Annotated in this window: 19 protein-coding genes; 16 read left to right on the top strand and 3 right to left on the bottom strand. The window is 62.3% G+C overall.

Translation table 11 applies throughout. From position 1 onward, the window contains the following. Window positions 1–22 precede the first annotated feature (22 nt). A complete protein-coding gene (locus BGO16_RS05725; protein WP_292617620.1) occupies window positions 23–418 on the bottom strand; it encodes a metalloregulator ArsR/SmtB family transcription factor in 396 nt (131 codons plus the stop codon). Then, window positions 415–1044 carry a peroxiredoxin gene (locus tag BGO16_RS05720; protein ID WP_292617619.1) on the bottom strand — a complete coding sequence of 210 codons (630 nt, stop codon included), beginning with the start codon at window positions 1042–1044 and terminating at the stop codon, window positions 415–417. The genes BGO16_RS05725 and BGO16_RS05720 overlap by 4 nt, the downstream gene beginning before the upstream one ends. A 323-nt stretch (window positions 1045–1367) precedes the next feature. Here BGO16_RS05720 and BGO16_RS05715 point away from each other — a divergent pair, with 323 nt between their 5' ends. From BGO16_RS05715 to BGO16_RS05705, 3 genes are read left to right on the top strand one after another with little or no spacing between them, the layout of a single operon-like run. Further along, window positions 1368–2255 carry an MBL fold metallo-hydrolase gene (locus tag BGO16_RS05715; protein ID WP_292617618.1) on the top strand — a complete coding sequence of 296 codons (888 nt, stop codon included), beginning with the start codon at window positions 1368–1370 and terminating at the stop codon, window positions 2253–2255. A gap of 41 nt (window positions 2256–2296) precedes the next feature. Beyond that, complete coding sequence (locus tag BGO16_RS05710; protein ID WP_292617617.1) at window positions 2297–3961, top strand: bifunctional protein tyrosine phosphatase family protein/NAD(P)/FAD-dependent oxidoreductase; 1665 nt, start codon at window positions 2297–2299, stop codon at window positions 3959–3961. A 14-nt stretch (window positions 3962–3975) separates the two neighbouring features. Continuing rightward, on the top strand, window positions 3976–4755 hold the full coding sequence (locus BGO16_RS05705) for a sulfite exporter TauE/SafE family protein (RefSeq protein ID WP_292617616.1): 780 nt from the start codon (window positions 3976–3978) through the stop codon (window positions 4753–4755). A 341-nt stretch (window positions 4756–5096) separates the two neighbouring features. Here the strand turns inward: BGO16_RS05705 and BGO16_RS18100 are convergent, their stop codons facing one another. Continuing rightward, window positions 5097–5327 (bottom strand): hypothetical protein, encoded by a 231-nt coding sequence (locus tag BGO16_RS18100; protein WP_363091522.1) that lies wholly within the window; start codon window positions 5325–5327, stop codon window positions 5097–5099. A gap of 296 nt (window positions 5328–5623) precedes the next feature. Here BGO16_RS18100 and BGO16_RS05695 point away from each other — a divergent pair, with 296 nt between their 5' ends. From BGO16_RS05695 to BGO16_RS05635, 13 genes are all read left to right on the top strand, one after another. After that, complete coding sequence (locus BGO16_RS05695; protein WP_292617615.1) at window positions 5624–6511, top strand: LysR family transcriptional regulator; 888 nt, start codon at window positions 5624–5626, stop codon at window positions 6509–6511. 226 nt (window positions 6512–6737) lie between these two features. Beyond that, the gene (trbB, locus tag BGO16_RS05690; protein ID WP_292617614.1) at window positions 6738–7742 is read left to right on the top strand and encodes a P-type conjugative transfer ATPase TrbB; all 1005 of its coding nucleotides are present in this window, start codon (window positions 6738–6740) and stop codon (window positions 7740–7742) included. Then, complete coding sequence (locus tag BGO16_RS05685) at window positions 7739–8074, top strand: TrbC/VirB2 family protein (protein WP_292617613.1); 336 nt, start codon at window positions 7739–7741, stop codon at window positions 8072–8074. The genes trbB and BGO16_RS05685 overlap by 4 nt, the downstream gene beginning before the upstream one ends. Next, window positions 8074–8337, top strand: coding sequence for a VirB3 family type IV secretion system protein (locus tag BGO16_RS05680; protein ID WP_292617612.1), 264 nt, complete (start codon window positions 8074–8076; stop codon window positions 8335–8337). The genes BGO16_RS05685 and BGO16_RS05680 overlap by 1 nt, the downstream gene beginning before the upstream one ends. Before the next feature lie 10 nt (window positions 8338–8347). Next, window positions 8348–10840 carry a conjugal transfer protein TrbE gene (trbE, locus tag BGO16_RS05675; RefSeq protein WP_292617611.1) on the top strand — a complete coding sequence of 831 codons (2493 nt, stop codon included), beginning with the start codon at window positions 8348–8350 and terminating at the stop codon, window positions 10838–10840. Beyond that, on the top strand, window positions 10837–11586 hold the full coding sequence (trbJ, locus tag BGO16_RS05670) for a P-type conjugative transfer protein TrbJ (RefSeq protein ID WP_292617610.1): 750 nt from the start codon (window positions 10837–10839) through the stop codon (window positions 11584–11586). Before trbE ends, trbJ begins: the two co-directional genes overlap by 4 nt. A 10-nt stretch (window positions 11587–11596) precedes the next feature. Further along, a complete protein-coding gene (gene trbK-alt / locus BGO16_RS05665; protein ID WP_292617609.1) occupies window positions 11597–11863 on the top strand; it encodes a putative entry exclusion protein TrbK-alt in 267 nt (88 codons plus the stop codon). Beyond that, on the top strand, window positions 11860–13209 hold the full coding sequence (gene trbL, locus BGO16_RS05660; protein WP_292617608.1) for a P-type conjugative transfer protein TrbL: 1350 nt from the start codon (window positions 11860–11862) through the stop codon (window positions 13207–13209). The genes trbK-alt and trbL overlap by 4 nt, the downstream gene beginning before the upstream one ends. Beyond that, on the top strand, window positions 13206–13892 hold the full coding sequence (trbF, locus tag BGO16_RS05655) for a conjugal transfer protein TrbF (protein WP_292617607.1): 687 nt from the start codon (window positions 13206–13208) through the stop codon (window positions 13890–13892). The genes trbL and trbF overlap by 4 nt, the downstream gene beginning before the upstream one ends. After that, window positions 13892–14932 (top strand): P-type conjugative transfer protein TrbG, encoded by a 1041-nt coding sequence (trbG, locus tag BGO16_RS05650; protein WP_292617606.1) that lies wholly within the window; start codon window positions 13892–13894, stop codon window positions 14930–14932. Before trbF ends, trbG begins: the two co-directional genes overlap by 1 nt. Continuing rightward, complete coding sequence (locus BGO16_RS05645) at window positions 14932–16143, top strand: TrbI/VirB10 family protein (RefSeq protein WP_292617605.1); 1212 nt, start codon at window positions 14932–14934, stop codon at window positions 16141–16143. The genes trbG and BGO16_RS05645 overlap by 1 nt, the downstream gene beginning before the upstream one ends. After that, entirely contained in the window at window positions 16140–16376 is a 237-nt protein-coding gene (locus BGO16_RS05640; protein ID WP_292617604.1) for a DUF2274 domain-containing protein, read from the top strand. The genes BGO16_RS05645 and BGO16_RS05640 overlap by 4 nt, the downstream gene beginning before the upstream one ends. 201 nt (window positions 16377–16577) lie before the next feature. Continuing rightward, the gene (locus BGO16_RS05635; protein ID WP_292617603.1) at window positions 16578–17588 is read left to right on the top strand and encodes an ATP-binding protein; all 1011 of its coding nucleotides are present in this window, start codon (window positions 16578–16580) and stop codon (window positions 17586–17588) included. Window positions 17589–17611 lie beyond the last annotated feature (23 nt).

Below are 17611 nucleotides of genomic sequence, written 5' to 3'. Positions count from 1 at the left end.
CTTGAAATCTGCAGCCGTACAATCAACGAAGTCGCGCGAAATTCGCCGCTCCGCGCACGACGCCTTCACTCTCTAGGCGGAGATCGGGCCTCGCCATGTCCAACAAGACCTGTTTCGGATCCCCGGCATTGAAGACGGCCTCGATGCTGCGAACACACAGCGCCACTGATTCATGAGCCAGGCTGTAATAGATCTGTTTCGCCTGGCGCCGCGTCGTGACGAGTTCGGCTTTACGGAGTTCCGCGAGTTGCTGGCTGAGCGCAGGCTGTCCGATCCTGGTTGCCACATCGATTTCCGTCACGGACTTTTCGCCTTCCCGCAGGAGCGAAAGGATCATCAGGCGCTGAGGCTGAGCGAACTTGCGCAATTTGTCCGCTGCAGAATCTGCTTGCTCACGCGATTGCCATAACGCCCTCATGCGGCGCTCCGGCAGAACCAGTTGGTATCCTTTTGCGTTTTTTCATCGGCGGGCAGGAGTAACGGCCTTCCGGGCTGCCAGTTGGCCGGCGCCAACTTCTGGCCCGACATGGTTGCCTGCAGCGCCGCCACCATCCGCACCATTTCGTCGATCGAGCGGCCGATCGTTAGCGGATAGTGGGTAATCGCGCGAATGACACCTTCGGGATCTATGAAATAGGTTGCCCGCACACTCGCGCTGTTCTCGGCCGTTTCGTCAATCATGCCGTAGGCACGGCCTACCATCATCGACGGGTCCTCGATCACTGGAAATGGAATCTCCACCGCGAACAGCTCTGTGATCGTCCGGGTCCAGGCCAGGTGCGAATAGAGGCTATCAACCGAAAGGCCCAACAAGGCGCAGTCCAGCGCGGCGAAGTGGTCTTGCGCTTTGGCCAGCGCAACAAACTCCGTCGTGCATACGGGCGTAAAATCTGCCGGGTGCGAGAAGAACACCAGCCATCGGCCTCTGTAGTCGGAAAGCCGGATCGGGCCCTTCGTGGATCGGGCTTCGAAGTCGGGGGCGGCGTCCCCCATCCGCAAGGGGGAAGTGGGGCGAGGCGTCACGTCGTTCATCAGAAGGTCCATCTTGGGGTCACACATGATGATCCTGGCAGTGCATACAATTACATAAGTTTATAATTATAGAAATGGTTATATAGCTGCACATTTGTACACATCAATGATTTTCCGCTTGACTCAATCAATTTCACACATACATAGTTATATATATAATATTATGTAAGTGATCGGCGGGTCGATATCGTGACCGCCGTCCGCCACAGCAAAACCTATGGCTCTCCGATGGATTTGATGACGTTGATCAGCAGGGGCGGAAAAACTCGGCAGGGTCTGCGGACGTTCCTCGGCACGATGATCGGGAAGCGGTCGAAGACCCAGGGAGTCTCACCATGAGCTATCCGATCGATCTCGCGGTTAAGCCCGAGGTTACGCCGTTCTTCGATCCCGAGACCAACACCATCAGCTATGTCGTCAAGGATCCGTCCTCGTCGTCCTGCGCGGTGATCGATTCTGTCATGGACATCGACTACGCGGCTGGCCGTATCAGCTACACATCGGCAGATCGGATCATCGCCTATATCCGTGATAACAGGTTGCAAGTCGATTGGCTCATCGAAACCCACGCACACGCCGATCATCTTTCGGCTGCGCCGTACATCCAACGACAGCTTGGCGGTAAACTCGGAATCGGTGAGCACATTTTGACCGTGCAGGAGACCTTCGGAAAAATCTTCAACGAAGGCACCGAGTTCAAGCGCGACGGCAGTCAATTCGATCGACTATTCAAGGATGGCGATACTTATTCGATCGGCAATATCACCGCGATTGTCATGCATACCCCGGGACATACGCCGGCCTGCACGACCCACGTCGTCGGAGACGCGGCCTTCACCGGCGACACATTGTTCATGCCTGATGGAGGTACCGCGCGGGCTGATTTTCCAGGCGGCGACGCCCGCACACTCTATCGCTCCGTTCGGAAGCTCCTTGAGACATTGCCGCCAGAAACCCGGTTGTTTCTATGCCACGACTACGGACCCAATGGTCGCGACATTCGCTGGGAAACGACTGTCCGCGAAGAGCGCATGCACAACATCCATGTTCGCGATGGTGTGAGCGAAGATAGCTTCGTGCAAATGCGCGAAGCCCGCGACAAGACCCTCTCGATGCCGCGCCTCATCGTGCCGTCGCTTCAGGTCAACACGCGCGCGGGACACCTGCCTGAACCGGACGAAAGTGGAAAGACCTTTCTGAAGGTGCCGATCAACACACTCTAAATGCAGGACAACAAGCCCGATAGGAGAGGGAAGGAAAACGCATGGATGTGAAGAAATTATCCGATGAGCTGAGCGTGTCGGCGCAGATTATGCCGCAGGATATGATCGCGCTGAAGGAGGCCGGTTTCCGTTCCATCATCTGCAACCGACCAGACGGTGAGGCCGCCGATCAACCATCGGCTCGGGAATTGGAAGTGGCAGCGTCCGCCCGCGGACTTGAGTTCGTCCATCTGCCGGTTGTTTCCGGCAAGATGTCTGATGACGATGCCGTGAAATTTGGACAGATATCGAAGAGCCTGCCGAAACCGACCTTGGCATTCTGTCGTACCGGAACACGATCCACGTCGCTGTGGTGTTTGGCCAACGCATCCACGAAACCCCTTCCGGCACTTCTCGGAGCGGCCAAAGCAGCCGGTTACGATATGTCCGGCATCGCGCGGAGGATTGCCAACGGCGGCAAGACCCCAGGGCACCTGGCAGACGCAAGCTATGACGTCGTTGTCGTCGGCGGCGGTGCCGCTGGTATTGCCTGCGCATCGAGTCTTCTGGCGCGCGCGCCAGACCTTGACATCGCTATCATCGATCCCGCCGACATTCACTATTACCAACCCGGATGGACTATGGTCGGCGCCGGTATCTTTGACGCAACGACTACCGTCCATACGATGGCGTCGGTCGTACCCTCTGACGTGACCTGGATCAAAGCTGCCGTCACCGCGTTCGAGCCGAGTGAGAATGCCGTCATTCTGGAAGGCTGCCGCGTTGTAAAGTACGACCGTCTCGTCGTCTGCCCCGGCCTGAAGCTCGATTGGGCAAAGGTTGATGGACTGACCGAAACACTCGGCCGCAACGGTGTGACCTCCAACTATCGCTTCGATCTTGCACCCTATACCTGGAAACTCGTCCGTTCACTGAAATCAGGAAATGCGGTCTTTACGCAGCCGTCGATGCCGATCAAGTGCGCGGGCGCACCGCAGAAGGCGATGTATCTGTCGGCCGATCATTGGCATCGCCATGGCCATCTCCGCGACATCGACGTCGGATTCTATAACGCGGGCGGCGTGCTGTTCGGCGTTGCTGATTACGTGCCTGCCTTGATGGAATACGTAAAGAAGTATGATGCGAAGCTGAATTTCCAACATAATCTCGTCGCTATCGATGGTCCCGGAAAGAAGGCGTACTTCACCAAGACCTCTTCTGATCGTCCGGCAGAGACCGTCGAAGTGCAATTCGACATGATCCACGTGACACCGCCTCAGTGCGCGCCAGACTTTATCCGTGTAAGTCCATTGGCGGACGCAGCCGGATGGGTCGACGTGGACCAGGGAACCCTGCGGCACAAGACATACGCCAATATCTGGTCTCTGGGCGATGTATGCTCGGCCCCGAACGCGAAGACTGCCGCAGCGGCCCGCAAGCAGGCCCCGATCGTTGCCGAGAATATATGCGTCGATTTGGGGCTTCGAGCGAAGCAGGCGGTGTATGACGGTTATGGATCGTGTCCGTTAACCGTCGAGCGCGGCAAAATTGTCCTCGCCGAGTTCGGATATGGCGGAAAGCTTCTGCCGAGTTTCCCTGCCTTCATCCTGAATGGTAAGAAGCCGACCCGAGCGGCCTGGTGGCTGAAGGAGAGAATCCTGCCGCCGATCTATTGGCATGCGATGCTCAAGGGTAAAGAGTGGATGGCCGCTCCCGACGTGCGCTAAGGGCGAGCGCGTCTATGATCCATGACATACTCGCAGCCGGATCCGGGACCCTGGTGGGGATCGTTCTCGGGCTGATCGGCGGGGGAGGTTCTATCCTCGCCGTCCCGCTTCTCGTCTACGGGGTAGGCGTACAATCAACGCACGTGGCCATTGGGACTAGCGCGGTGGCTGTTGCACTGAGTGCGCTATCGAGCCTGGTCGTTCATGCCCGCGCCGGCAATGTGCATTGGCCTTGCGCGCTGGTGTTCGCAGCTTGCGGCATTGTCGGCGCCAGTCTGGGCTCGACGATCGGCAAGTCGTTCGATGGTCAGCGGCTGCTCTTCCTGTTCGGATTGCTGATGATCGCAATCGCACTCTTGACGCTCAGAAAGCCGAAGGGCGAGATCAAGGAATTCGTTCCATTGACGAAGGAAAGTGTGGCGGCAGTTGCTCCGCGTCTGGCGGCTTTCGGAGGTGGGGCAGGGCTGTTTGCAGGATTCTTCGGTATCGGCGGTGGCTTCCTGGTCGTGCCGGGCCTTGTTGCCGGGGCGAGAATGCCCTTGCTGGCTGCAATCGGATCCTCCCTGGTATCAGTCTTCGCCTTCGGACTGGCGACGGCCACGAACTACGCGCTTTCCGGATTAATCGACTGGCGGTTGGTCGTCATGTTTGTGTTGGGCGGCATCGCCGGCAGTCTTTTCGGCGGCCGGCTCGCTGCGCGGCTGGCGAGGCAGAAGCGAACCTTGTCTATTGTGTTCGCCGTGATAGTCGCGGGCGTTGGCGTCTACGTGGTCGTCCGCGGCCTCGTCGGCTGAGGGCTCGATCAAAATTGCGGTAATTTCGAGTTCGCCAAGGTGGGATTGAGACGGTCCGTGCCTACTCCGAGGTCGACCGAGACTGACGATCATCAGGCGGGCGACCGACGAGACGGGATGCCGTTCTCCACCTGGCGGGATAGACTGCCTTGAGGAGACCGATCCGCTCGACACCGAGACCGAACCCCGCGAAGAACAGCGGGAAGATGCACCCAGATGCCCGCGACGATCAGTCCCTTGCGTCCCCAGCGATCACTTAGCGGTCCGGTCGCTATCTGCAGCGTCGTCCGCTGTCTCAAGCGGACGGGCATTGGGCGTATCCATGAAGGGTTCTTGGCCTTCTATACTACACAGAGCTTCTCGCCTTCGACATCGACGGCGTCGGCGAGGTCGGGATCGTCGGCTGCGTCGTCAGAACACCCTTCGCCGTCCTGGTCGCCGAGCAGTTCTTCGCGCCTGGCTGCCGGCTGCTCGTTGGCATTACCTCGACCGGCCAGATCAATCCCATCGGACCGACTCGCTACTTCGGCCTGATCGACCGCGCGCTGCGCGATGAGGGGACGAGTTATCACGATCTGCCGGGTGGGCGGCCAGCTGTGAACGCATCTTCATGAATAACGATCACTATGATGGCAGAGTTGCATTCTTTCCTCCGTTGCGTGGGCCGCCGCCGCCCCCTTAAGACTGCCTTAAGCAGGGGAGCGCTTAAGGACTTTATCGTCCAAGAAGATCACGAATCTGCTTTGAAACAATCGCGCCATCAGTATCTGATTTAGGTCGCTTCTATCATCCCTGTGAACCTTAAAGTGGGACCGAAGGTAAAGGGATAGAACGACGATACGGCGCGTGTGGCTCCAGGAGGAAGCTTTTGGACCTGCGCCATCTTCGCTACATCGTCGCCAGCGCTCGCAACGGGAGCTTCAGTGCGGCTGCGCACGAGTTCAATGTCAGACAGCCGATCATCAGCAAGCGTATCAAGGAGGCTGAGGAAGAGCTTGGCGTCAGCCTTTTTGAGCGCTCGACGTCAGGTGCGCGGCTCACGCGAGTTGGCGAAGCATTCGTTGACCAGGCACGCCGTCTTGTAGATGGTTTCGAGCAGCTCTGCGAGCGCACGAAAGCTTGCGGCGCCGGGACGTGCGGGCATCTTGTCGTCGGCTTTTACAAGTCCCTCTCGACTGGTGCTTTGGTCGCACTCGTGCGCGCCTTCCGGCGGCGCCATCCGGATATCGACGTCGAGTTGCTCGAGGCGCCCTTTATCGAGATTATTGCTGGTCTTTATTCCGGAAGGGTGGACTTGGCCGTTGTCCTCGGCGACGCGGGCAGGTGCCCAATCTTCGAGTCGATCGCACTCTGGTCGGAGCATCTCGTCGTCGCGCTGCCGGTCGATCATCCGCTCGCGGAAAAGACGCTTATCTATTGGCCGGAGCTGAAGGACGAACGCTTTCTCGTCAGCCATCACGATCCAGGTCCCGATATCCGCATGATCCTCGTTCAGCATCTCGCCGCGCCGTCGGACCATCCGCAGATCGTCACGCGCTATCTGAGCCGAGAGAGCATTCTGAGCGAAGTGGCTGGCGGAGAGGGCATCAGCCTTCAGTGCGAATCCGCCGCTGGACTGACCAGCCTTGGCGTCGTGTTTCGCCCTCTTCATGACGGCAACGGTGCCACGCGACTTGGCTACATCGCCTGTTGGAAGCCGGACAATGCAAACCCAGTTCTGACGACGTTTCTTGAAGCTCTAAGATCGCGTAACTAGTTGTTGCGCGGAGTGTTGCGTTTGATTTGGTCTGTGACGTCCGAGGGACGGAAAAATACGTCGGCCCGCCAGACCGAGTATTTCAAGTATTTTTTCGACCCTCTACGACGAACTACGGCGCACTACGAACTTTCAAATAAATCCTGTTGCCCGACCGTAAGTTTTGCCTTTCTTGATTGTCCCCGTCGCCATCCAACCGTCTCGCGGATGGCCAGAGTGGGGCACGATGCCGGGTCATCATCACAGCAACGAAGGACTGTCGCGTGGTGCGCGCATGCTGCGCACAGCGCTCGGCCCCGCGATCGCCCGCTACCTCGAAGACCCCGCCGTCGTCGAAGTGATGTTGAATCCCGATGGCCGGCTCTGGGTCGACCGGCTGCGCGAAGGTCTTGTCGCCACCGACGACGTGCTGATCCCGGCCGATGGCGAGCGCATCGTGCGACTGGTCGCGCATCATGTCGGCGCCGAGGTGCATCCCGGCTCACCGCGCGTCTCGGCCGAGCTGCCCGAGACTGGCGAACGCTTCGAGGGCCTGTTGCCCCCAGTGGTGATGGCGCCCACCTTTGCGATCCGCAAGCCGGCGGTCGCCGTGTTCACGCTCGCCGATTACGTCGCGGCCGGCATCATGACGCAGAGCCAGGCCGACGTGCTGCGGCTCGCGGTCGAACGGCACAAGAACATCCTCGTTGCCGGCGGCACCTCGACCGGGAAGACGACCTTGACGAACGCCTTGCTGGCGGAAGTGGCGAAAACCTCCGACCGCGTTGTGCTGATCGAGGATACGCGCGAGCTGCAATGCGCCGCGCCGAACCTGGTCGCGCTGCGGACGAAGGATGGTGTCGCGTCGCTCTCCGATCTGGTGAAGTCGTCGCTGCGCTTGCGTCCCGATCGCATTCCGGTCGGCGAGGTGCGTGGCAGCGAAGCACTCGATCTCCTCAAAGCCTGGGGCACCGGGCATCCCGGTGGGGTCGGCACCATCCATGCCAACACGGCGCTCGGCGCGTTGCGCCGCCTGGAGCAGCTCGTGCAGGAGGCCGTCGTCACGGTCCCCCGTGCCCTGATCGCCGAGACCATCGACGTCATTGCCGTTCTCTCCGGTCGCGGCACTGAGCGCCGCCTCGCCGAGATCGCCCATGTCAATGGGCTCGATCCGGCCACCGGCGACTACCGCACGCTCAACGCGCTGCTCCCATCCCGTCTTCAACACCCGTCGAATGGAGATCCTGAATGATCCCGTCTGTTCTTCTTCGCTTGCGCAGCCACCTGGCCGAGGCGACTGCATTAGCCACGGTGACGCTGCTGATGGCGGCGCCGGCCCATGCCTCCGGCTCCTCCATGCCGTGGGAAGAACCGCTTCAGAAGATCCTCGAATCTATCGAGGGGCCGGTCGCCAAGATCGTGGCGGTCATTATCATCATCACGACCGGCCTCACGCTAGCCTTCGGCGACACGAGCGGAGGTTTCCGCCGGCTGGTGCAGATCGTCTTCGGCCTGTCGATCGCCTTCGCAGCCTCTTCCTTCTTCCTGTCCTTCTTTTCGTTCGGCGGCGGAGCGCTGGTGTGATGGAGGAGGATGTCCGAGGCTTCTTCGCGCCGGTGCATCGCGCGCTGACCGAACCGATCCTGCTTGGTGGTGCGCCGCGCACGGTTGCCATCGCCAACGGAACGCTTGCCGGCGCGGTCGGCTTCGGCCTGCGCCTGTGGATCGCCGGCCTCGTCATCTGGGCGATCGGGCATTTCGCCGCCGTCTGGGCCGCAAAGCGCGACGCGCAATTCGTCGACGTCGGCCGCCGACATTTGCGTTATCCGGCGCACATGGACGTGTGAGGTCAAGCCGATGCTGAACCTCGCCGAATACCGCAGGAAGAACGCGCAGCTTGCCGACTTCCTGCCCTGGGCGGCATTGGTCGCGCCAGGCGTTGTCCTCAACAAGGACGGATCGTTCCAACGGACGGCACGCTTCCGCGGTCCCGATCTCGACAGCGCCACGCCGGCCGAGCTGGTCAGCACTACGGCGCGCCTCAACAACGCGCTGCGCCGTCTCGGCTCCGGCTGGGCGATCTTCGTCGAGGCGCAGCGTCATCCCGCCACCGACTATCCGGAAAGCCTGTTTCCGGAGCCGGCTTCCGCACTGGTGGAGGTCGAACGACGCGAGCAGTTCGAGGACTCAGACGTCCTGTTCGAGTCGAGCTACTTCATCACTTATCTCTGGTTGCCGCCGGCCGAGGAAGCCTCGCGTATGGAAGCCTGGCTCTACGAGGGCCGCGAGCACGGCGGCGTTGATCCCTGGGAGCTGCTCAAGAGTTTCGTTGATCGCACTGACCGCGTGCTCAACCTGGTCGAAGGCTTCGTGCCGGAAGCCGATTGGCTTGATGACGGCGAGACCCTGACCTACCTGCATTCGACGGTCTCGACCAAGCGCCATCGAGTGCGCATGCCCGAGACGCCGATGCACCTCGACGCGCTGCTGGCCGATCAGCCGCTCGCAGGCGGGCTGGAGCCGCGGCTTGGCGACTTCCATCTGCGCACGGTTACGGTCATCGGATTCCCGACCACGACATTCCCTGGAATCCTCGACGACCTCAATCGGCTCGCCTTTGTCTACCGTTGGTCGACGCGCGCCATCATGCTCGACAAGCTAGAGGCCACACGTCTCGTCACGAAGATCAGGCGGCAATGGTTCGCCAAGCGCAAGAGCGTCGCCGCAATCCTCAAGGAGGTGATGACGAACGAGCAGTCGGTATTGATGGACACCGACGCCGCCAACAAGGCGGCCGACGCCGATGCTGCCTTGCAGGATCTCGGCTCCGATCAGGTCGGAGAGGTCTACGTTACAGCCACAGTGACGGTTTGGGGCGCCGATCACGCCATCGCCGACGAGAGATTGCGCCTGGTTGAGAAGGTTATCCAGTCCCGCGACTTCACCTGCATCGTCGAAGGCGTCAACGCCATCGAAGCTTGGCTCGGCTCCATCCCCGGCCAGACCTACGCCAACGTCCGCCAGCCGCCGATCTCGACTCTCAACCTTGCGCACATGATGCCGCTGTCGGCGGTCTGGGCCGGCCCGGCGAAGGATGAGCATCTCGCCGCCCCGCCGCTGTTCTACGCCAAGACCGAAGGCGCGACGCCGTTCCGTTTCGCCCTCCATGTCGGAGACGTCGGCCACACCATGATCGTGGGACCGACTGGGGCGGGGAAGTCGGTGCTGCTCGCGCTGATGGCGCTCCAGTTCCGCCGCTATCGCAATTCTCAAGTCTTCGTCTTCGACTTCGGCGGCAGCATTCGCGCCGCGACGCTGGCGATGGGCGGCGATTGGCAGGATCTAGGCGGCTCGCTCACCGAGGATGCGGAATCAACTTCCGCTCAGCTCCAGCCGCTAGCCCTCATCCATCATGTTTCTGAGCGGGCCTGGGTTGCCGACTGGCTGGTCGACATTCTCCTGCGTGAAGGCGTCACGATCACCCCGGAGGTAAAGGAATATATCTGGGCCGCACTGACCTCGCTCGCCTCGGCGCCGGTTGAGGAGCGCACCATCACCGGGCTGACGGTGCTGCTGCAGTCTTCAGTGCTGAAGCAGGCGCTGCGGCCATACTGCATCGGCGGTGCGCATGGCCGGTTGCTTGATGCCGAGCATGAGCTTCTTGGCACGGCGAACGTCCAAGCCTTCGAGACCGAGGGACTTGTCGGCACCAAGGCTGCGCCGGCCGTTCTCTCATATCTGTTTCATCGCATTGAGGCCCGCTTCGATGGGCGACCGAGCCTGCTCGTCATCGACGAGGGCTGGCGTGCGCTCGATGATGGTGGCTTTGCCGACAAGATCAAGGAATGGCTCAAAACGCTGCGAAAAAAGAATGTCAGCGTCGTCTTCTCCTCGCAGTCGCTTACCGACATCGAGGCGTCACCGATTGCGCCCGTGCTGGTCGAGAGCTGCCCGACGCGGATCTTCCTCGCCAACGAACGCGCGATCGAGCCGCAGATCACCGCCGTCTATGAGCGCTTTGGACTCAATATCCGCCAGATCGAGATCATCGCGCGGGCGACTCCGAAACGCGACTACTACTGCCAATCGCGACGCGGCAACCGGCTGTTCGAGCTTGGTCTTGGAGCGGTCGCGCTGGCGCTCTGTGCGTCATCCGACAAAGCCGCGCACGCCCTGATCGATGAGCTGCTGCGCGACGGCGCGCGGCCGTATTTCCTCGAAGCCTGGCTCTACGCCAATGACCTCGCCTGGGCTGCCGACCTCGTTCCGAACCTCACCAATATCGACCCGTCCACGGGAGCGGCTGGGTCCGGTGTCGTCAACCCAACCGGACCGGAGATTTCATCATGACGAAGATGTTTCGCCACGCCCGCCTACGCCGTGCTCTCGCCGCCGGCGCGCTTGCCTTCGGCGTTGCATATGTCGCCGCGCCGGCCTCGGCGCTGATCGTGTTCGATCCGTCCAACTACGCGCAGAATGTCCTGACCGCCGCGCGTGCGCTTCAGCAGATCAATAATCAGATCGCCTCGCTCGCCAATCAGGCGCAGATGCTCACCAATCAGGCGAAGCAGCTTGCCAATCTGCCGACCTCGGTTCTCTCCCAGATCGAGGGCAACTTCGCCGAGATGAAGCGGTTGATGGGCGAGGCGGAGGGGCTTGCCTATAACGTCAGCAATATCGAGGCGCAGTTCTCATCGACCTACCAGAATTTTGCGGTCGGCAAGTCCGACGCGCAACTCATCGCCTCCGCGCGCGACCGCTGGCAGCAATCGCTGTCCGCTTATGAGCACTCGCTGAAGGCCGGTGCTGTCGCCGTACAGAATCTCGATAGTACGCGCGCGCAGACCAGCACCCTGGTCGACTCCAGCCAGTCGGCCGTCGGCATGCTCCAGGCGACCCAGGCGGGCAACCAGCTTCTCGGCGTCCAGACAAGCCAGCTTGCCGATCTCACCGCGATGCTGGCGGCACAGGGGCGGGCCGATGCTCTCGAAAACTCCCGCAAGGCCGCGGCGCATGAGCAGGCGCGCGAGCAGTTAAGCCGCTTCCTGACGGCAAGCAAATACAGCCCCACACCCGTCCGCATGTTCCACGACTGAGGCCGTTAGCATGCATGTGAAGCTAGCAGCCCGCATCATCGCCGTCGTCGCATTTGGCGCCGTCATGATCGCGTGCACCATCGCGCTGCGCCCGAATGAACCAGAGCAGTCGCCGGAGCAAACCGTTGAGTCCCGAAGCGAGGAGCCCGCATCCAGCGAATTGCTTCGCTGCCGCGAGATCGGCGCAGCCGCGCTCGACGATGCAGGTTGCAAGAAGGCATGGGCCGACAGCCGCCGTCATTTCCTTGACGGTAATGCAGGACCCGCGCGGCCATGAACACCGGCGTCATCGACCGGTTTCTGGAAACCTTCACGCGCTACATCGACTCAGGCTTCGGTCTGCTCGGCGGCGAGATCGGATTCCTCACATCTACGCTGATCGTGATCGACATCACGCTGGCGGGCCTGTTCTGGGCCTGGAGCGCCGATGAAAACGTGCTTCAGCGTCTCATCAAGAAGACGCTCTATATCGGCTTCTTCGCGGTCATCATCGGCAACTTCAACAAGCTCGCCGGCATCGTCTTCCAGTCCTTCAGCGGCCTCGGCCTGAAGGCCGGCGGATCGTCGCTCACTACCGAGACCTTGCTCCAGCCCGGCCGCGTCGCACAGGTCGGCATCGACGCCGGCAATCCCATCCTCAAGGCGGCCGGCGACCTGATGGGCTACGTCTCCTTCTTCGAGAACTTTGTGCAGATCATGGTGCTCATGATCGCCTGGGCGATCGTGCTCATCGCCTTCTTCATCCTCGCCGTCCAGATCTTCGTCACGCTGATCGAGTTCAAGCTGACCACGCTCGCGGGCTTTGTGCTGATCCCGTTCGCGCTGTTCAACAAGACCGCTTTCCTCGCCGAGAAGGTGCTGGGCAACATCGTTGCCTCCGGCGTCAAGATATTGGTGCTCGCCGTCATCGTCGGCATCGGCTCCGGCCTGTTCAGCGAGCTCACGTCTGGCTTCTCTGGTACGCCGACCATCACCGATGCGCTCGCGCTTGTGCTCGGCGCATTGTCGCTCATGGGGCTATCGATCTTCGGCCCCGGCATCGCCACCGGCCTCGTCTCCGGCGCACCGCAGCTTGGCGCCGGCGCTGCCGTCGGCACAGGCCTGGCCGTCGCCGGCATCGGTGCGGCCGGCGTCATGGGAGCACGCGCTGGCCTCGGCGGTGCGGCAGGCGCGATTGGCGGCGGTGGGCGGATGACCACCGCGGCCGCGCGGGGCGGCGCATATCTTGCTGGCAGCACGTCGGGCGTCTACGGCGTCGGCGCATCCGGCCAGAGCGGCATGGGCGCGGTGGCTGGCGGTCTCGGCGGTGTCGCGAAGGCCGAAGCATCCGCTGCGATAAAGCCCGTGCGGCAGGCCGCGTCCCGCGCCGCCGCATCCCTCCAATCGAGTTACGCCGCCGGCCGCGCCGCCACCACGGGCGGACAGTCTCCCGCAGGAGCGTCCGCAGGCGCTTCGACCGCCCAAACCGCTGCCGCGTCCAGCGCGCCGCCGGCCTGGGCCGCGCGCATGAAGCGCGGCCAGACCATGAGCCACGGCGCCACCACCGCCGCCCATGCCATGCGCTCCGGCGATCACGTTGGCGGCTCAATGTCCGTTTCTCTCGATCAGGATGACCGCAAATGAATCTCTTCCGGCGACCCTCCGTGCGCTACGCGCGCACCCCCGAACCCGAAACCCCGTATCTCAAAGCCGCACAAGTCTGGGACGAGCGCATCGGCAGCGCGCGCGTTCAGGCAAAGAACTGGCGATTGATGGCGTTCGGTTCTCTTGCGCTCGCCGGCGGCTTCGCGACCGCGCTGGTTTGGCAATCGACGCAAGGCACCGTCGTTCCCTGGGTGGTGCAGGTCGACAAGTTCGGCGAAGCGCAGGCGGTGGCCTCCGCCATCGCGGACTCCAAGCCGACCGATCCGCAGATCGCCTGGCATCTCGCGCGCTTCATCGAACAGGTGCGGAGCATTCCGGCCGATCCCGTCATCGTGCGGCAGAACTGGTTGCGTGCCTATGACTACGCGACCGATCGCGGCGCCATCGCATTGAACGATTACGCGCGCGGCAACGATCCCTTCACCAAGGTCGGCAAGCAACAGGTCTCCGTCGAGATTTCGAGCGTCATTCGCGCCTCGCCGGACTCCTTTCGCATCGCCTGGCTGGAGCGCCGCTACGAGAACGGCCAGCTCGCCGGCACCGAACGCTGGACCGCCATCCTGACCGTCGTGATTCAGCAGCCGCGCACGGCCGACAAGCTGCGCTCCAATCCGCTCGGGGTGTTCGTCAACGCAATCAATTGGTCGAAGGAGATGGGGTGATGGGGGACAATATAGAGAATGCTGCTCGCCGAGGCTGGCGTCAGTCGTCGGCGCTGGTCGCCGTGATGCTGGCGACGACGGCGCTGGCCGGCTGCGCCAACAAGTTCATTCCGCCGGATATTGAGTATGACGACGCGGCGCCCGCTGTGCTGACGCCCGATCCGGACGGACCCGTGAAGGTCGTCGAGCTGCCGAAGCCGCTCCCGCTGCCGGGCCAGTTGAAACCCGTTAACGCAGGGAAAACGAAGTCCGAGCCGGCCGATCCCCAAGCCCGCATCGTGCAGGCCAATGAGGCGGCGCGGATGCAGCCGGTGCGCAACGGCTTCATCAACGCCGTGCAGGTCTATCCGTTCGTTGTCGGCGCGCTCTATCAGGTCTATGCCGCGCCCGGCCAGGTGACGGACATCGCGCTTCAGCCGGGCGAGCAGCTTGTCGGGGCTGGCCCCGTGGCCGCCGGCGACACTGTGCGTTGGATCGTCGGCGATACGCTCAGCGGCACCGGCCAGACCGCTCAGGTCCACATCCTCGTCAAGCCGACGCGGCCGGATCTTCAGACCAACCTCGTCATCAACACCAACCTGCGCACCTATCACATGGAGCTGCGCTCGACCGAGAAGACCTACATGGCTTCCGTGTCGTGGCAGTATCCGCAGGACCAGTTGATCGCGCTGCGCCGCCAGAATGCACAGGCCGCGCTGATGCAGCCGGTCGCGTCCGGCGTCGACATCTCGAAGTTGAACTTTCGCTACCAGATCGAGGGCGACAGCGCGCCGTGGCGGCCGCTGCGCGCCTTCGACGACGGCAACAAGGTCTATATCGAGTTTCCGTCGGGTATCGGGCAGGGCGAGATGCCGCCGCTGTTCGTCATCGGCCCGTCCGGCAACTCCGAACTGGTCAACTATCGCGCCCGTCAGAACTATTACGTCGTCGATCGGCTGTTTGCCGCCGCGGAACTCAGGCTTGGCGACAAAGACAATGAGAAGCGCGTGCGGATCGTGCGCACCGACGGCCGGCCGGGGCACAGTGCGAGGTTGTTTTGATGACCGGCGCACCGACTCCGTCTCCCGGCGATATCCGCGCCGAACTGCGCTTGCGGCCCGAGCAGCCGCGCGTCACGCGCCTGTCGCGCAAGGTGCTCATCACGCTCGGCGGCGTCAGCGCTGTCGCCATCATGGCCGCGCTGTTTTGGGCGCTCGATGCCAACCGCCGCGCTAGCCAATCGCCGACCGAACTCTACAACACCGAGAACCGCCCGCCCGCGGATGGGCTCGCCGGCCTGCCAAAGGATTACACCGGCATCCCGAAACTTGGCCCGGCACTGCCGGGCGACCTGGGCCGACCGATCCTCCACGCGCAGGACGAGGGCAAACCTGTCATCGCGCCGGACATAAGAACGCCGCGCGCCGATCCGACGGAGCAGCGCCGTCTTGCCGAGATCGAAGCCGCGCGCGTCGCAAAGGTGTTCACCGACAGCCGCGGTGTGCAAGCGTCGGTCACACCAACGGCCGCTGCCGTCGGCCGTATCGATCCAACAACGGGCCTCACGCTACCGGCCGAGACACCACCGCTCGATCCGGGCGCCGCGCAGAACATGCAGGATCGCAAGCTCGCCTTCGTCAACGCCGCCGTCGATCGGCGCACCGTCACGCCCGACCGCGTGCAGGAGAAGGCGTCGCCCTATGTCGTGCAGGCCGGCACTGTCATTCCCGCCGCGCTGATTACCGGAATCAAATCCGATTTGCCCGGAACGATCACCGCGCAGGTGACGGAGCAGGTGTACGACACCCCGACCGGCAAGCAGCTCCTAATCCCACAGGGCGCAAGGCTGATCGGCCAGTACGACAGCCAGGTCGCATTCGGGCAGTCGCGCGTGCTGCTGGTCTGGAATCGCATCATCATGCCGAACGGCACGTCGATCGTGCTGGAGCGGCAGCCGGGCGCCGACGCCGAAGGCTATTCCGGCCTCGAGGATGACGTCGATTATCATTGGGGCCAGCTCTTCCGCGCTGCGATCCTCTCGACCTTGCTCGGTGTTGGCACCGAGATCGGGGCCAGCAACAATGAGAACGAGATCGCCCGCGCGATCCGCCAGAGCAGCCAGGACACCGCTTCCGATGTCGGCCGCCAGATCATCCGCCGCCAGCTCAACATTCAGCCGACCCTCACGATCCGGCCGGGCTTCCCCGTCCGCGTGATCGTCAATCGAGACTTGATATTGCAGCCCTACGGGGCGGCGAAGGAGCCGTCATGACCAAGCTCAGACTCTCGGCTCTTCTCGATGACAAGCCGGTCAAGATCACCGTCGAGCTGCCGGCCGCCGTCCACCGTGATCTCGTCGCCTACGCTGAGATCCTGGCTCGGACCGCCGGCGAAACCGCACCTCCCGATCCCGTTAAGCTGGTCGCCCCGATGCTTCAGCGCTTCATGGCGACAGACAAGGCGTTCCGGAAGGCGAGGGGGCAATTGCCTTCGTCCAGGCCCTGAAAAAGACGGCTAATTTCAAGTCGGTAGGGCCCCGGTCCGGGTCGAGCTGACCCGGTCGGACGGGCCGCTAATTCCCCAGTCTTCTTGGGACAAAATATGGCGTCCTGGGCCGCATTCCGTTAGTGTTTTGTTCGCCTTTACGCCATTTTAGGCCCTTATACGGCATCTTGATTCCCAGCCCACTGACGAAAGGAGGCGAGCATGTCGACCAAGCACCTTCTCGCCCTCCTCAATTCGCACATCGAGGGCGACGACGATCAGTTCCTTTCCATCGCGCTCCAGCTCGCAGCCCAAGAGGCCCGTCAAGGCCGAGCGGAAGAGGCGGAGAAACTGAAGCGTCTCGTCCAGAAGGCCCGCGATCAACGACGGTCAGGCAAGCCCGCAGCGGGGCAGACCCCCATTCCGCTGGCCCGGCCCCGAGGCGAACTGCAGGGGCTGGTCGAAAGCACCTATCCAAAAATCAACTTAGCCAGCATGGTTCTGGCCGATGACGTTCGCGCCCGTTTGAGCCGGGTCGTCCGCCAGCAGCAGGAACGTGCAACGTTGCGCGAGCACGGCCAAGCGCCGACGACGCATATGCTTCTCGTTGGACCGCCAGGTACCGGCAAGACGATGACTGCGTCCGCGCTCGCGGGCGAACTGCGGCTTCCGTTGTTCACCGTGCGACTGGAATCCCTGTTCAGTCGCTTTTTCGGCGAGACGGCTGGCAAATTACGGCTACTCTTCGACCAGATCGCACAGACACGCGGCGTCTATCTTCTGGACGAGTTCGACGCGATCGGTGCGCGGCGCGGCGAGCCCAACGATGTCGGCGAAATCCGCCGGGTCCTCAATTCGGTTCTCGCTTTCATGGAAGAGCCGAATTCGACCGACAGCCTCGTCTTAGCCGCCACCAACCACGTCGAGATCCTAGACCAGGCACTGGCGAGGCGATTCGATGAAGTGATCGAATACACATTGCCCGACGTGGCCGCGGCGCGCGCGATCGTCGAGAGCCGGCTCGCCAAGTTCAAGATCGCCTCGAAATCGTGGACAACACTGGAATCCTCACTTGAAGGACTGAGTCAGGGTGAACTGGTGCGTGCCGCCGATGCGGTCGTCAAAGACGCAATTCTCGAAGGCGCCGCGAAAGTGTCGGCAGAGGCGTTGCGCGACGCGCTCCATAACCGACAGACCCTCAAGGGAAAGTTCCGCCGCCAGTCCGGTCGTTAGGGAGGCTCCGCTGACCGGAGGCG

The organism is Nitrobacter sp. 62-23 (assembly GCF_001897285.1).
Lineage (GTDB): Bacteria > Pseudomonadota > Alphaproteobacteria > Rhizobiales > Xanthobacteraceae > Nitrobacter.
The sequence above is the reverse complement of the archived record's forward strand: the minus strand, read 5'-3'. Positions and strand labels throughout refer to the sequence as shown.